Genomic DNA, 15,045 nt, shown 5'->3' on the forward strand with positions numbered 1-15,045 from the left:
GACACACGTTCGTAATATCCGGCGCGCGGAGGGTCGCCACCACTGGCGCGGCCGCCGCCCTCAACCGGCCCCCACCCCACGACAGCGCCGAGTTTCCGCAGCCCACCAAGGGTCACGCCCCCACCACGCCCCACCGGGTGCCGCCCGACGGACATCACGGTCACTGACGCAGGGACGAAGGCCCTAAGGTGAGAGCGACATCGGACAACGACGCCGCGAGACAAAAGACAGGGAGGTCCTCATCGTGCGTATCGCGCTCTTCGCGACCTGCATCGCGGACACCATGTTCCCGCAGGCGCCGCAGGCGACCGTCACACTCCTGGAGAGGCTCGGCCATGAGGTCGTCTTCCCCGAGGGGCAGGTCTGCTGCGGCCAGATGCACGCGAACACCGGGTATTTCAAGCAGGGCGCCAAGCTCATCCGCAACCATGTGAAGACCTTCGAGCCGGTGCTCGACGGCGAGTGGGACGCCATCGTCGTCCCCTCGGGCTCCTGCACCGGGGCCACGCGCCACGAGCAGGCCCTCGTGGCCGAGCACGTCGGGGACCACGACCTCGCCAAACGGGCCGACGCCGTCGCCAAGCGGACTTACGACCTCTCCGAGTTACTCGTCGACGTCCTCGGGCTGACGGACGTCGGCGCCTACTTCCCCCACCGCGTCACCTACCACCCCACATGCCACTCGATGCGCATCGCGAAGGTCGGGGACCGCCCCTACGCGCTGCTGCGGGCCGTCGAGGGCATCGACCTGGTCGACCTGCCCGACGCGGACGTCTGCTGTGGGTTCGGCGGCACCTTCTCCATGAAGAACCATGAGGTCTCCACGGCGATGCTCACCGACAAGGTCGCCAACGTGAAGGCCACGAAGGCCGAGATCCTATGCGCGGGCGACTACTCCTGCCTCATGCACATCGGTGGCGGGCTGTCCCGCTTGAACTCCGGGGTGCGGATCACGCACCTCGCCGAGATCCTCGCCTCGACGAAGGACGCCCCCTTCATCGGCAACGTCGCCTTCCAGGCGGATGCGGAGGCGGCCCGATGAGCCAGACATTCCTGGGCATGCCCGCGGGCGCGGGCCAGCGCCCCGAGGACCGCCCCCACACCGGCGGCTGGGCGACCACCGTGGACGTCCCCGAGAACCCGCTGCGCTGGGGCACCACCTTCCCCAAGGGCGCGCACCGCACCCTGCAGAACACGCAGATGCGCCGCAACCTGGGCCACGCCACCCGCACCATCCGCGGCAAGCGCGCCATGCGCGTGGAGGAGATGCCGGACTGGGAGGACCTGCGCGACGCCGCCTCCGCCGTCAAGAACGAGGTGATGAGCAACCTGCCCGAACTCCTGGAGCAGTTCGAGGCCAACGTGACCGCCCGGGGCGGGATCGTCCACTGGGCGCGCGACGCCGCCGAGGCCAACGCCATCGTCACCGAGATCATCAAGTCCAAGGGCGTCGATGAGGTCGTCAAGATCAAGTCGATGGCCACCCAGGAGACCAATCTCAACGAGCATCTCAAGGCCGAGGGGATCTTCGCCAACGAGACCGACCTCGCCGAGATGATCGTCCAGCTCGCCGACGACATGCCCTCGCACGTCGTCGTCCCGGCCATCCACCGCAACCGCTCCGAGGTCCGCGGCATCTTCCTGGACCGCATGGGCGATGCACCGAAGGACCTGTCCGACGATCCCAAGGAGCTCACGGCTGCCGCCCGCGCCCACCTGCGCAAGAAGTTCCTCCACGCCAAGGTGGCCGTCTCCGGCACCAACATGGGCGTGGCCGAGACCGGCACCGTCTCCGTGTTCGAGTCCGAGGGCAACGGCCGCATGTGCCTGACCCTGCCGGACACGCTCATCACCCTCATGGGCATCGAGAAGCTCGTCCCCCGCTTCCAGGATGTCGAGATCTTCTCCCAGCTCCTGCCGCGCTCGGCCACCGGCGAGCGCATGAACCCCTACACCTCCATGTGGACGGGCGTCACCGAGGGCGACGGCCCCCAGGAGTTCCACCTCATCCTCATGGACAACGGGCGCACCAAGGCCCTGTCCGACCCGATCGGCCGCGAGGCGCTGCACTGCATCCGCTGCGGCTCGTGCATGAACATCTGCCCCGTCTACCAGCACACGGGCGGCCACGCCTACGGCTCGGTCTACCCCGGGCCCATCGGCGCGATCCTCACCCCCCAGCTGACCCAGGGCCTGGCCGACGACGATCCGGTCCACACCCTGCCCTACGCCTCCACCCTGTGCGGGGCCTGCGGCGAGGTCTGCCCGGTCAAGATCGACATCCCGACGATCCTCGTCCACCTGCGGGCCAGGACCGTCGACGTCAAGCGCAAGATCCTCCCCGATATGTGGGACGTGGCCATGGGGGTGACCACGCCGGTCATGAAGAGCGGCCGGGTGTGGGCCACCGCCACGAAGGCCATCAAGGCCACGCGCCTCATCGACCGGGACGGCAAGATCGGCTCCCTGCCCTTCCCCGCCTCGATGTGGACGGGCACCCGCGACGTGCCCGCCGCCCCCGCGGAGAGCTTCCGTGAGTGGTGGAGGCGCACGCACCCGCAGTCGATCGCGAACAGCAAGGAGGCCAAGTGATGGACGCCCGCAGCGTGATCCTCTCGCGAGCCCGGGAGGCGATCTCCCGCTCCCAGGCCGCCCCGGCCGCGCCCGTCCCCCGCACCTACGCGCGCGTCGGCGCCAACCCGCCCGGATCCGAGCCCGTCGTGGCAGAGATGGTGGAGAAGTTGGAGGACTACAACGCCGTCGTGCGGGTGGAGGCCGAGGACGCCGGAATCCTCAACGCCATCGACGCCCTCCTGGCCGACGCGACCACCGTCGTGGTTCCCGCGGGGCTCCCGCAGGCCTACAAGGAGGCCGCGGCGAGGAACGGCCGGACCGTCCGCGAGGACTCCCGTCAGGACCCGATCCCCACGCTCGAGCTCGACGGGATCGACGCCGTCGTCACCTGCTCGCGCACCGCGATCTCGCTGTCGGGCACGATCTGCCTCGACGGCGAGCCCGACCAGGGGCGCCGTGCCATCTCCCTGGTGCCGGACCGCCACGTCATCATCTTGGAGCGCGAGTCGATCCAGCCCACGGTGCCGCAGGCCGTGGACATCCTGGGCGAGAACCCGACCCGTCCGAGCACCTGGGTCGCCGGCCCCTCGGCCACCAGCGACATCGAGCTCATCCGCGTCAACGGCGTCCACGGGCCCCGCAACCTGGGGGTCGTCATCGCGCACTGACCGCGGGGCCGGACGCGATCCGGCCCCGCCCGATAGCCCCACTGCCCGGGATGTTCACCCTCGGGCAGTGGAGAACCGGAGGCCCCGGCGCTCATCCCTGTCCCAGAGGGCGCCGGGGCTTCCGGGCACCTCGCCCCCCCCACTTGCCTCCCACGCCACTGGCTGACATGCCACGATGGAGGGCATGGGCATTGAGATCACAGCGGATCCGTCGCATCCCGAGGGCGGACGGCCCCTGACGCCGCACGGACAGCACGCCGAGCAGTTGGGCGCGGCCGAGCGGCGCAAAGCGATCCTCGCCCATCTCCGGGCCACCGGCGAGGTGTCCGTGTCCTCCCTGCCGGGCCTCTTCGGGGTCTCCGTGGAGACCATCCGGCGCGATTTGCGCGAGCTCGAGGACACGCACGCGATCACCCGTTCCTACGGGCGTGTCGGGATCGCTGAGGCCTCCAATTACGAGTCGACTCTGACCTACAGGAAGGAGCACCTCGCCGATGAGAAGGAGCGCATCGCCCAGGCCGCCGTCGATCGGCTGGGCGCGGCCGACACCGTTTTCCTCGATGAGGGCTTCCATCCGCTCCTCGTCGGCCGGGCCCTGCCCGCGGACCGGGACCTGACGATTATCACCGCCTCCCTGCCCACGGCCCTGGAGATGTGCGAGCGCCCCCGCACCACGGTGATCGTGTTGGGCGGCAGGGTGCGCCACGTGACCGCCGCCAGCGTCGAGCGGTGGGCCACGAGGATGCTGCGCGACATGCGACCGGATCTGGCCATCATCGGCGCGAACGGGGTAGATCTGGACGGCTGGCTCACCACGCCCCACGCCTCCGTGGCCGAGGTCAAGGAGACGGCGCTGTCCGTGTCCCAGCGAGCGCTGTTCGTGGGCTCGCACACGAAATTCGCGCGCTCCACCCTGTGCCGGTTCGGCCATGTGCGCCAGTTCGAGCGCGTCATCACCGGCACCGAGCTGCGCTCGTCGACCGCCCGCCGGATCATCGACGCCGGGGGGCGCCTGGATCGGGTCTGACCACGCCCCACTCAGCGACGCCCCGCGAGCACTCGCCCCCCCATCGGGGAAGACCCCCGCCCGGATCCGCTCCCCACAGTGAATCGGGCACCGAAATGGTTGCCAACGGTCACTCGGGCCCCGCGAACCGGTCAGCCGGGCGCTTCACCGGGCCCGCTCAACCGCGCCGGCGGAATCGACGCGCCGGTGGGACCCCATTGATGAATCGGCAGTCGGTGATCCCCGACCGGTCACTCCCAGGCACCCCAGTGTCGGCCATGCTGGAGCCGTCAGAACGATCTGACACGACATCCAAGACAACGCAGTCCCCGTCGAAACGAGCCTTGAATGCCCAGCTCCAATCCTGTTATCGCGGCGATCCAGAAGACTGGATTCCCCACCAATCTCGCCCTCGGCTTCCTCGGCGTCGTCATCTTCGTGATCGGCGATGGAATCGAAGCCGTGTGGATCACGAACTACTTCTCCTCCGACGACGTGGGATTCACGGTGGCGCAAGGGTCCACCATCGTCTCCTTCTACGGCGTCATCGTCGCGATCGCGGCGTTCTTATCCGGGGCGCTGTGCGATGCGCTGGGCTGCCGAGCAGTCATGCTCACCGGCCTGATGTCCTTCCTCATCTTCGACGCCCTGTTCATCCTCGTCGGGCTCCCCAGCCACTCGATGCCGCTCGTCCTGCTGTTCTACGGGCTGCGAGGATTCGGCTATCCCATGTTCGCCTACGGCTACCTCACCTGGACCATGATGGTCACACCCCCGGAGCGCCAGTCCTCGGTCTCCGGCTGGTTCTGGTTCGCCTTCTCCCTGGGCATGCAGTTCCTCGGCTCCTACTTCTCAAGCTTCTTCCTGCCGGCCATCGGCCATGTCGCCACCCTGTGGGCCGGATGGATCCTGGCGGCCATCGGCGGCATCATCACAATGCTGTTCCTGCGCCTGCACCCCTCGGCGACGCAGACCGCGGGGATCTCGATCGCCAATTCGGTCGGCTCGGCGGTGTCAGTCCTCTGGCGCTACCCCAAGGTGTCGATCGGCGGCATCGTCAAGATCATCAACCTCTCCGGCCAGTACGGGATGCAGGCCTACTACGTCGTCTACCTCCACAAGGTGTTCGGGATGCCGGAGTCCCAGGCCATCCTCGAGTTCTCCGTATTCGGCCTGGTCGCGATCATCGGTGACGTCTTCTGGGGCGTGGCCGGCGACAGGATCGGTTGGAGGAACACCCTGCAATGGGCGGCCACCCCGATCACTTTCGCCTCCCTGGTGTACATGTACTTCATTCCGATCATCGCGGGGCCGAACTTCTTCCTTATCGCGATCGGCACCGCTGGGATCGGTATCGGCCTGAGCGCGCACGTGCCCACCACTCCCCTACTCGTGGCCCATGCGCACGGCGAGACCGGCAACGCCCTGGCCATCCTCAACCTCGGAGCCGGCCTGGGAGCGTTCGTTGGCCCCGCCATCGTGACCGTGCTCCTGGGCGACGAGAGCACCGCGCAGGGCTACTTCTGGCCCGGGATGGCCCTAGCCCTCATCTACGCCGTCTCCTTCCTGCTGTGCTTCGCCCTCAAACTGCCCGGCAACGCGCGAATCCTCCACTCGGCGCCCGCACTGTCCGACAAGCCGAGGGCGGGGACCGGTCAGGCGGCCGGCTGACGGCGCCCCGCGCCCATGGGCGCCGCCGCGCGAGCGATACACCGACAGCCGCCGGGCGACAACCATCCCTTGCCCATCACCAGATGACCACCACCGTCCCAAGGAGAGAACCATGACCACCAGCCTCGCCGACTCACCCCTGGCCCCCGCCTACGACCGCTCGGCCATCACCACCGGGATCGTCCACTTCGGCGTCGGGGGATTCCACCGCGCTCACCACGCCATGTACCTGGACCGCCTCATGCGCGAGGGCAAGGCGCTGGAGTGGGGCATCTGCGGCGTCGGGCTCCTCCCGGCCGACGCCGCCATACGCGATGCCCTGACCAGTCAGGACACCCTTTACTCGCTCACCCTCAAGCACCCCGACGGCCATCTTGAGCCCGCGATCATCGGCTCCATCCACCGCTACCTGTACGCCCCCGAGGCCCGCGCGGAGGTTCTTGACGCGCTCACCGCGCCGACCACGCGGATCGTCTCCCTGACCGTCACCGAGGGCGGCTACAACATCGACGACGCCACCGGCGCCTTCCGCACCGACGCCGAGGGGGCGGTCCGCGACGCCGCCAACCCCGGTGAGCCGACGACGGCCTTCGGCTACATCGTGGAGGCTCTACGCCGTCGCCGTGAGGAGGGCACCGCCCCGTTCACGGTCATGAGCTGCGACAACCTGCCCGGCAATGGGAAGGTGGCCCGCGCCGCCGTCGTCTCCCAGGCCCGGATGAGCGATGCGGAGCTGGCCGACTGGATCGACACGAGCGTCTCCTTCCCCAACTGCATGGTGGATCGGATCACCCCCCGCACCACCGATGAGGACATCGCCATGGTGCGCTCCGAGCTCGGCGTCGACGACGCCTGGCCGGTCGTGGCCGAGCCCTTCACCCAGTGGGTGCTTGAGGACGATTTCCCCGCCGGGCGCCCTCCGTACGAGGAGGTAGGCGTGCAGATGGTGACCGACGTCGTCCCCTACGAGCTCATGAAGCTCCGGCTGCTCAACGCCTCCCACCAGGCGCTGGCGCACTGGGGGAGGCCGCTGGGGATGACCTATGGCCACGAGGCCGCCGCCGACCCGCGGATCGCCGCCTGGACCCGCGCCTACCTGGAGCGCGAGGCCCTGCCGACGCTGCGCCCGGTGCCGGGCATCGATCTTCCCGCCTACGTGGACTCGCTGTTCGAGCGCTTCACGAACGCGGCGATCGCCGACACCCTGGCGCGCCTGGCCTTCTTCGGTCCCTCGGGCATGCCCAAGTTCGTGCTGCCAACGATCCGGGAGAACCTGGAGGCGGGCCGCTCCATCCGCCTGGGCGCGGCGCTGTGCGCCGCCTGGGCCTGGTGCACCGAGGGCGTGGACGAGGCCGGCGAGCCGATCCCGGATGCCCAGGACCGCCTGGAAGACTACGGGCGGCGCCAGCGCGACGGCGAGGAGGGCGCCTTCCTCACCAATGAGGAGGTCTTTTCCGACCTGGGCGCGAACGAGCGTTTCCGGTCAGCCTTCCTCACCGAGCTCGCCGCCCTCAAGGAGCAGGGCGCGCGCGCCCGGATGGAGGCCACGCTCAACGAGGGCTGAGGCGCGCCCCGCGCGGTCCAGAAGAGCTCCCAGCGCGCCGAGCCCCGCGATCGGGCCCGCCAGCGATACCGGGGCCCCGGCTCCCTCCCTCAATTCCGGGGGGGGCGCCGGGGCCCCGCCACCACAGCAATTGCATAGGTAAGGCTTGCCTTGCACTTTCGGCTGCCGCAGAGCATACTTCGGCGTGCGCCAGACCTAGACCAAGGTCTCAGCCCTATCCGATTGCCGCAGCGGCCATCACCGGCTGCGGCACCACCCGCCAACAAAGAGGTAGCCCTGTGGTGAAGCGCCAGTTCCCCAGACCATCCGAGGTCTTCGAGCTCCTGCAGTTCAAGACTCCAGACTTCAACGGACGCCGTCGGCGACTCGCCGCAGCGCAGACGATCTGGGACCTTCGCACTATCGCCAAGCGCAGCACGCCGGCAGCGGCCTTCGACTACACCGACGGCTCCGCCGACGAGGAGATCTCCCTGCGCCGCGCCCGCCAGGCCTTCCGGGACATCGAATGGCACCCGGACATCCTGCGCCCCGCACCGGAGACCGACACCGCTTGCTCCATCCTCGGCGGGCGCTCCTCGCTCCCCTTCGGCATCGCCCCTACCGGGTTCACCCGCCTCATGCAGACCGAGGGCGAGATCGCCGGGTCCACCGCCGCCGGCGCCGCGGGCATCCCCTTCAGCCTGTCCACGCTGGGGACCACGTCCATTGAGGACGTCGCCGCCGCCAATCCCCACGGCCGCAACTGGTTCCAGCTCTACGTCACCCGCCAGCGCGAGATCTGCTACGGCCTGGTCGAGCGCGCGCAGAAGGCCGGCTTCGACACCCTCATGTTCACCGTGGACGTGCCCACCGCGGGTGCCCGCCTGCGGGACAAGCGCAACGGGTTCTCCATCCCGCCGCAGATCACCGCCGGAACGGTCCTCAACACGGCGATGTACCCGCGCTGGTGGTTCGACTTCCTGACCACCCCGAAGCTCGAGTTCGCGTCCCTGTCCTCCACTGGCGGAACAGTGGGCGAGTTGCTCGACTCCGTCATGGACCCCACGATCTCCGACGACGACCTCTCCGTCATCCGCTCCATGTGGACGGGCAAGATCATCGTCAAGGGGGTCCAGAACGTGCAGGACTCCAAGCGGCTCGTCGACCTCGGCGTCGACGGGATCCTGCTGTCCAATCACGGCGGGCGCCAGATGGACCGCGCCCCCGTCCCCTTCCGCCTCCTGCCCGAGGTCCTGCGCGAGGTGGGCAAGGACACCACGGTCATGATCGACACCGGAATCATGCACGGCCAGGACATCATCGCCGCCGCCGCCCTGGGATCGAAGTTCTCACTGGTGGGCCGCGCCTACCTCTACGGCCTCATGGCCGGCGGACAGGCCGGGGTGGACCGCATGATCGAGATCTTCAGCGATCAGATCGTGCGCACCATGCGCCTGCTCGGGGTCAGCTCCATCGAGGAGTTGGAGCCGCGCCATGTCACCCAGCTCACCCGACTCGTCCCCGTGAGCCGCCAGGTCGCCGCGGCCGAGGCGAGCCTCAGCCGCTGAGGATCCTGCGCCCACGGCCCACTCCGGACGTGGAGGGTCGCGGCGTGCCACTCCGCCCGGCCGCATCCCAGCACGCCGCGATCGGCGACCCGGGATGCGGCCGGTCCCAGCCGTGCCCCACGGGGAAAACAATTCGTTACACCCCGGGGGTATCGTGCCCGCAGTGCTCTCACCCGACGGCGCCCCCAGCAGATCGCCCTCACAGCGGTCGCCGGGGACGCCGTCGGGCGAGGGCTGGACCACTGGACCCCCAGCGGCCCCACGTCACAGCACGGTGGCCCCGCCCACAAGGCGGCGCCACCGGCCGTCTCACCCCCTTGAGGAGACACACATGACGACCGAGACCACTGCCTCGGCCACGGCGGACCGGGCACCCATCGCGTCCCGGTGGACGCCGACCACCCTGCGCACCGGCCCCTCCCGAGATGATCGCAGTCCCTTGTTCGGCCATCCCCGCGGCCTGCCGTGGATGCTCAACGTCGAGATGTGGGAGCGCTTCTCCTACTACGGGATGCGCGCCATCCTGCTCTACTTCCTCACCGACACGATCGCCAACGGCGGCCTGGGCCTGAGCACCAACACCGGGCAGGTGATCCTGTCCGCCTACGGCGCCGCCGTGTACCTGCTGGCGATCCCCGGGGGCATCTTCGCCGACCGCGTCATCGGCCCGTGGCTGTCGACGCTCTACGGCGGGGTCATCATCATGATCGGCCATCTGTGCCTGTCGGTCCCCGTGGCGCCGCTGGCGTGGGTTGGGATCGTATGCGTCGCCATTGGAACCGGGTTCATCAAGCCGAACCTGTCGACGATCGTCGGCGGTCTCTACGACGATGATGACCCGCGCCGCGACGCCGGCTTCCAACTGTTCTACATGTCGGTGAACGTCGGCTCCTTCTTCTCCCCACTGGTGACCGGCTGGCTCAGGGGCCACTACGGCTACCACGCGGGCTTCGCGGCCGCCGCCGTCGGCATGGCCCTGGCGCTCGCGGCATTCATCTACGGACGGAGCAAACTCTCCGCCTTCGCCTTCGACGTGCCCAACCCGATCCGCGGCGAGGCCCTGACGCGCCTCCTGCTGACCTGCGTCGGCGCGGTAGCCGGCTTCGCGGCCCTGGCCGGGGTCATCTTCGTCATCACCCACTCCCTGACCTCCGCGATCGCCTACGCCCTGTTCCTCGTCGCCACGGGCTCGTCGATCACCTACTTCGTCGTGATGTTCCGCTCCCCCAGCGTCACCACCGCCGAGCGCGGCCACCTGCGGGCCTACGTCCCCCTGTGGATCGGTGCCGTTCTGTTCTGGATGATCTTCGAGCAGGCCGCGGGCAAGATGGCGACCTTCGCCGAGGCGCACACCGACGGCCGCACCCCCTTCTTCGGCTGGACCCTCACCCCCGAGGCCTACCAGTCGGTCAACCCACTGGTGATCGTGGCCCTGGCTCCCGTCGTCGGGTGGATCTTCACGCGCCGAGCGGGCAGGTTCCCCTCCACACCGGTCAAGTTCGCCTCGGCCGTCCTCCTCATCGGCCTGTCCGCCCTGCTCATGGGGCTCGGCTTCGCCACTTGGCCCGGTGGCGGCGTGCTCTCGCCCTGGTGGTTCCTGGCCTTCGTGTTCATCGTCCAGACCATCGGCGAGCTGTTCCTGTCCCCCGTGGGGCTGTCCACGACGGCGGCACTGGCCCCCAAGTCCTTCGCCTCCCAGTCGATGGCGCTGTGGCTGCTGGCCTCCTCCACCGGCCAGGGCATCGCCGCCGTCGTCATCGAGCGCACGGAGGGCATCGCCGACTCGACCTACTACTACGGCCTGGGCGCCATCACGATCCTCGTGTCCCTCGGCCTCTACGCCCTGGCTCCCTGGACGCAGCGACAGATGGCCGACGTCGGGGTCACCTCCCGCGGCTAGGCGCCGCTCGCTTCCTCAGCCCTGAGGGGCGCTTGCCCACCACTCAATCTTTTTGGGGGCCGCCGGATACTCCGGCGGCCCCCAAAAAGTTCGCTACGCGCTCACGTCACTTGGCGGTGATCGCCTCGGCAAGCTCCTCGAAGCAGGAAACATAGGCGTCGATCGCCTCGTCCGTGTGGGTCACAGACAGCGTCCACTCCTCCTCACGGCCCGGAGTCATGAAGATCCCCCGGTTCATGTTGAACAACCAGGCGAGCTCGGACAACTGCGCATTCTGGTGCTCCTTGAAGGACTCGTAGTCGACGACCTTCTTCGGGGAGAAGGTGACACATCCCTTGCCGCCGACGCCCACCGCGTAGCCCGGAAGGCCGTAGCGCTCGATGACCTCCGTGCAGCCCGTGAGGATGCGCTCGTTGAGGTGGTCGAGGTGGGCGTAGGCATCCGGGGTGAGGACCTCCTCAAGGTTGGCCCGCACGGCGGCCATCACCAGGGGGTTGCCGTTGTAGGTGCCGACTTGGAAGACGGTGTGATCCTCCACCACGGACATGACCTCCTCGGTGCCGCCGATGGCGCCCGAGGGCAGGCCGCCGCCGAGGGCCTTAGCCATGGTGACCATATCGGGAGTCACTCCGAAGCGCTTCGTGGCGCCACCCGGCCCGATGCACAGGCCGGTCTTGACCTCATCGAAGATCAGCACGATGCCGTGCCGGCGGGTGATCTCACGAACCTGCTCCAGATAACCCGGCTCCGGCAGCACGACGCCCAGGTTCATCATGGCCGGCTCCATGATGACGCAGGCGGGTTTGCGCCCCTCATCGGTCAGCCGGATGATGCGGCGCTCCATGGCCTCGGCATCGTTGAAGGGCACCGGCACCGTCATCTGGACGGTGGCGTCGGGGATGCCACCTCCGTAGGGCAGGGAGGCCAGGTTGTCGCGGTCGCCGATCTTGTCGTACTCGACGCCGATCGAGACCATGACGGTGTCGTGGTGCCCGTGGTAGGAGCCGAAGATCTTCATGACAGTGTCGCGACCGGTGTAGGCGCGCGCGATGCGGATGGCGTCCATCGTGGACTCCGAGCCCGAGTTCGTGTAGCGCCACTTCGGCAGTCCCCACCTGTCCGAGAGGTTCTCCGCCACGACCAGGGCGTCCTCAGTCGGGGCGGCGAAGTGGGTGCCCTGGGCGTACCGCGCCTGGACGGCCTCACCGATCGCCGGGTGGGCATGCCCCTGAAGCATCGATCCGAATCCGTTGTGGAAGTCCCACATCTCGTTGCCGTCGACGTCCCAGACCTTCGGCCCCTGCCCGCGCTCGAGGTAGATGGGCCAGGGATCGCGCAGCTGGTACGAGGAAGCCACACCGCCGGAAAGACTGATTCTCGCGCGACTGTACATGTCGCCGGACCCCTTGGTCCGTTCATTGAGACGCTTCGACTCGATCTCCGTCAACTCAGCGACTCGTTCCATATTGATGCTCATTGCTCACTCCTTCGTGGTCCGGCCTGGCGTCCACATGTCGTGTGTTTGATTCCGGTGCATCGATCAGAGTACTCGTCGATGCGATCGCGATGCGATTCCTCTCAACTCCTCCCACCGGCCTGGCGCGGGCGGGGCTGTTCTCATTCGCGCGTATGCTCATCCCGGCTCACCGGCACTCACAAAGCCGCGCTGGGCGGGAAGGCCTCACCGCCCTCTAAGGCGGTCGATGCCTTCCTCTCCTCGGTGACAGCGTCCGATCGTGCGATCACCTCCCCGCGGAAGAAGGCCGGTGCTCGGACGTACTGCACAACCATCAGCACCACCCCCAGGAGAATGAGGACGAGGGTGAGGACGAAGACGAGTCCGACGCCGAAGAGCTGCGATCCCGACCCATAACTCGGATCGAGGGAGTCCTTCAGGGTCAAGCCGAGCAGTGAGAAGAGGATAAGGCCCCCCAGCCCCGGCGATACCAGCCTGAAGAAGAAGCACCTCACCGACCGGAACCAATGCCCCCGAAAGTACCACACCGCGGCGAAGGCGGTGAGCCCGTAGTAGAAGGCGATCATGGCCCCCAGGGTCTGGACCGTGTCCCACAGGACGGTAGTGGACACGAAGCGCAGCAATGTATAGAATGCCGAGGCGGAAATCGCCGAGATGACTGTTGCACGACCGGGGGTGAGGAAGCGCGGAGAGATCTTGCTGAGATTCTCCGGCATCGCCCTGTAGTACCCCATCGACAGCAGGGTGCGGGCAGGAGAGACGAAGGTCGACTGCAGCGAGGCGGCCGAGGATATCAGCACCGCCGTCGACATGAGGATCGCGAACGGCCCCAGGACCGGCTTGGCCAAGGCGAAGAAGACGTTGTCCTGGATCGCCGGATTACCCAGCCCAATCCCATCCTCCCCCATACCGGCGAACATCATTGATGCGATCGTGACAAACATGTACACCGAGACAATGGTCATGACGGTGAGCACGGCGGCGCGCCCGGGGGTGGAGGTAGCGTCGTCCGTCTCCTCATTGACCGTCAGAGACACGTCCCAGCCCCAGTAGATGAATAGGGATAGGGAGACGCCCGCCACGAAGGTCCGCACAGAGTCGACGGCGAACGGATTGAGCCACTCAAGCCTGAATGGAGTCGGATTGACGGCGCTCCCGGTGAAGTACCGGAGGACGGCCACCGCGCCGAAGCCGAGGAACACCGTCAACTGAAATCCCACCAACCAGTACTGAAGCTTCTGGGTGGTATGCATGTCGCGGTAAGCGATCCAGGTCGCCAGGGTGATGAAGATCAGACAGGTGAGCGTGTTCACCCACACGTTGTCAGCGAGTTCCGCGATGGAGGGCCTTCTGGTGACCTGCGCGATCAGCAGGTAGAAGAAGTCGACCGCGATGGCCGCGAGGTTTGACAGGACGACGACGGTCGCCACGATCAGCCCCCAACCGTTCATCCATCCGACCCACGGGCCGAAAGCGCGAGTCCCCCAGGTGAAGGAGGTGCCCGAGTCGGGCATCGCCGCATTGAGCTCTCGGTACCCGAAGGCGACCAGGAGCATCGGGATGAACCCAACGAGGAAGATCGCCGGAACCTGCTCGCCGACCTCCGAGGCCGTGGGCCCCAGCGCGCCGGTGAGGGTGTACGGGGGGGCAATGCAGGACACGCCGATGATGATGGCGCCGAGCAGGCCGACGGAGCCCTTGGCCAGTCCCTTCCGCGATAACCCACCCTCGGCGCCAGTGGACGCCGCGCTCATGACCCGCTCCCGCCGTCGGCCGCGTCAGCCGGGACGGCGACGAGCGGCACAGGCAGGACACGCAGGATCTTGTTGGCATCCGGCCCCAGGAACAGGCGCCCACTCTGGGCCAGGCGCGCCGATCCCAGGAAGGCCAGCTCATTCCTGTTCCACTCCATGGCCAGCACGGCGGCGCTCATGCCATGGGCGTAGACGACCTGGACACGCTGGTCATCCAGTCCCGTCAAATCCAGGCGCACCTCAGCGAGCAGGGCTTCAGCCCGCTCCTCGATCTCCGTCCTGTCCTGGGAGTCATCGGTGGCCACCGTGACGAGGCGCAAAGGAACACCGGCCCTATCGGCGAATTTCCTGGCCGTGCTGAGCAGCCCCCTCCACCTGCCGGACTCCCCCAGCATGACCGTGATGCGCGAGAGCCCGTCGAGAGGGGCGTGCCTCATACCGCGCGGGGACAGCGCGACCGGAACCGTCGAGGAGTTGAGCAGCGTCTGCCCCACGGAGCCGAGGGACACCCGTCCCATGACCCCGTGACGACCCCCGCCGGCCACGAGCAGATCGACCTTGAGTTCCTCGGCCGAGGCGATGATGCCCTCGGGGAAGGAGAGGCTGTACCGCAGGTATTTGCTCACCGGCACACGGGGCCGGTGCTCCTCCATGATCTCCGTCATCCAGCCGTCGACCTGCGTGGCGACGACGTCCTGGAATGCGGGATCGGTGACATCAAGCACGTAGCGCCCATCGCCGCCCTTGACGATGGTGACGAGATCGAGCGGGCACGAAAACGCTTCAGCCAGAGACACGCCCAGGTGATAGGAGTCCCGACCACCGAGCGAATTGGTGAAGGCCGTCAGAATGCGCATGGGGATGACCTCCTAATCGCTAGCGCC

At 67.9% G+C, this 15,045-nt stretch carries 11 protein-coding genes; 8 read left to right on the forward strand and 3 right to left on the reverse strand.

The window, feature by feature from the left end; all coding sequences use genetic code 11:
- The first annotated feature begins 244 nt into the window (after positions 1-244).
- The 8 genes from GVV76_RS03340 (at position 245) to GVV76_RS03375 (ending at position 10,930) form a co-directional block, all read left to right on the forward strand.
- Complete coding sequence (locus GVV76_RS03340; protein WP_159522165.1) at positions 245-1,042, forward strand: (Fe-S)-binding protein; 798 nt, start codon at positions 245-247, stop codon at positions 1,040-1,042.
- Entirely contained in the window at positions 1,039-2,592 is a 1,554-nt protein-coding gene (locus GVV76_RS03345; protein WP_159624931.1) for a LutB/LldF family L-lactate oxidation iron-sulfur protein, read from the forward strand. Before GVV76_RS03340 ends, GVV76_RS03345 begins: the two co-directional genes overlap by 4 nt.
- A complete protein-coding gene (locus GVV76_RS03350; protein WP_159624933.1) occupies positions 2,592-3,242 on the forward strand; it encodes a LutC/YkgG family protein in 651 nt (216 codons plus the stop codon). The genes GVV76_RS03345 and GVV76_RS03350 overlap by 1 nt, the downstream gene beginning before the upstream one ends.
- Positions 3,243-3,426: 184 nt before the next feature.
- Positions 3,427-4,269, forward strand: coding sequence for a DeoR/GlpR family DNA-binding transcription regulator (locus GVV76_RS03355; RefSeq protein WP_159624935.1), 843 nt, complete (start codon positions 3,427-3,429; stop codon positions 4,267-4,269).
- 327 nt (positions 4,270-4,596) lie between these two features.
- The gene (locus tag GVV76_RS03360) at positions 4,597-5,919 is read left to right on the forward strand and encodes an RbtT/DalT/CsbX family MFS transporter (protein WP_159624937.1); all 1,323 of its coding nucleotides are present in this window, start codon (positions 4,597-4,599) and stop codon (positions 5,917-5,919) included.
- 112 nt (positions 5,920-6,031) lie between these two features.
- Positions 6,032-7,483, forward strand: coding sequence for a mannitol dehydrogenase family protein (locus GVV76_RS03365; protein ID WP_159624939.1), 1,452 nt, complete (start codon positions 6,032-6,034; stop codon positions 7,481-7,483).
- A 278-nt stretch (positions 7,484-7,761) separates the two neighbouring features.
- Entirely contained in the window at positions 7,762-9,030 is a 1,269-nt protein-coding gene (locus tag GVV76_RS03370; protein WP_159624941.1) for an alpha-hydroxy acid oxidase, read from the forward strand.
- A 331-nt stretch (positions 9,031-9,361) separates the two neighbouring features.
- On the forward strand, positions 9,362-10,930 hold the full coding sequence (locus GVV76_RS03375; RefSeq protein ID WP_159522153.1) for a peptide MFS transporter: 1,569 nt from the start codon (positions 9,362-9,364) through the stop codon (positions 10,928-10,930).
- A gap of 106 nt (positions 10,931-11,036) precedes the next feature.
- Here the strand turns inward: GVV76_RS03375 and GVV76_RS03380 are convergent, their stop codons facing one another.
- The 3 genes from GVV76_RS03380 to GVV76_RS03390 all read right to left on the reverse strand — a co-directional run bounded on the left by GVV76_RS03380 (position 11,037) and on the right by GVV76_RS03390 (position 15,018).
- Positions 11,037-12,407 (reverse strand): aspartate aminotransferase family protein, encoded by a 1,371-nt coding sequence (locus GVV76_RS03380; RefSeq protein WP_159624943.1) that lies wholly within the window; start codon positions 12,405-12,407, stop codon positions 11,037-11,039.
- A 176-nt stretch (positions 12,408-12,583) separates the two neighbouring features.
- Positions 12,584-14,161, reverse strand: coding sequence for an APC family permease (locus GVV76_RS03385; protein WP_159522149.1), 1,578 nt, complete (start codon positions 14,159-14,161; stop codon positions 12,584-12,586).
- Positions 14,158-15,018 carry a universal stress protein gene (locus GVV76_RS03390; protein ID WP_159624945.1) on the reverse strand — a complete coding sequence of 287 codons (861 nt, stop codon included), beginning with the start codon at positions 15,016-15,018 and terminating at the stop codon, positions 14,158-14,160. Before GVV76_RS03390 ends, GVV76_RS03385 begins: the two co-directional genes overlap by 4 nt.
- Positions 15,019-15,045 lie beyond the last annotated feature (27 nt).

The organism is Actinomyces sp. zg296 (assembly GCF_009829695.1).
In the GTDB taxonomy this organism is placed as follows: domain Bacteria; phylum Actinomycetota; class Actinomycetes; order Actinomycetales; family Actinomycetaceae; genus Actinomyces; species Actinomyces marmotae.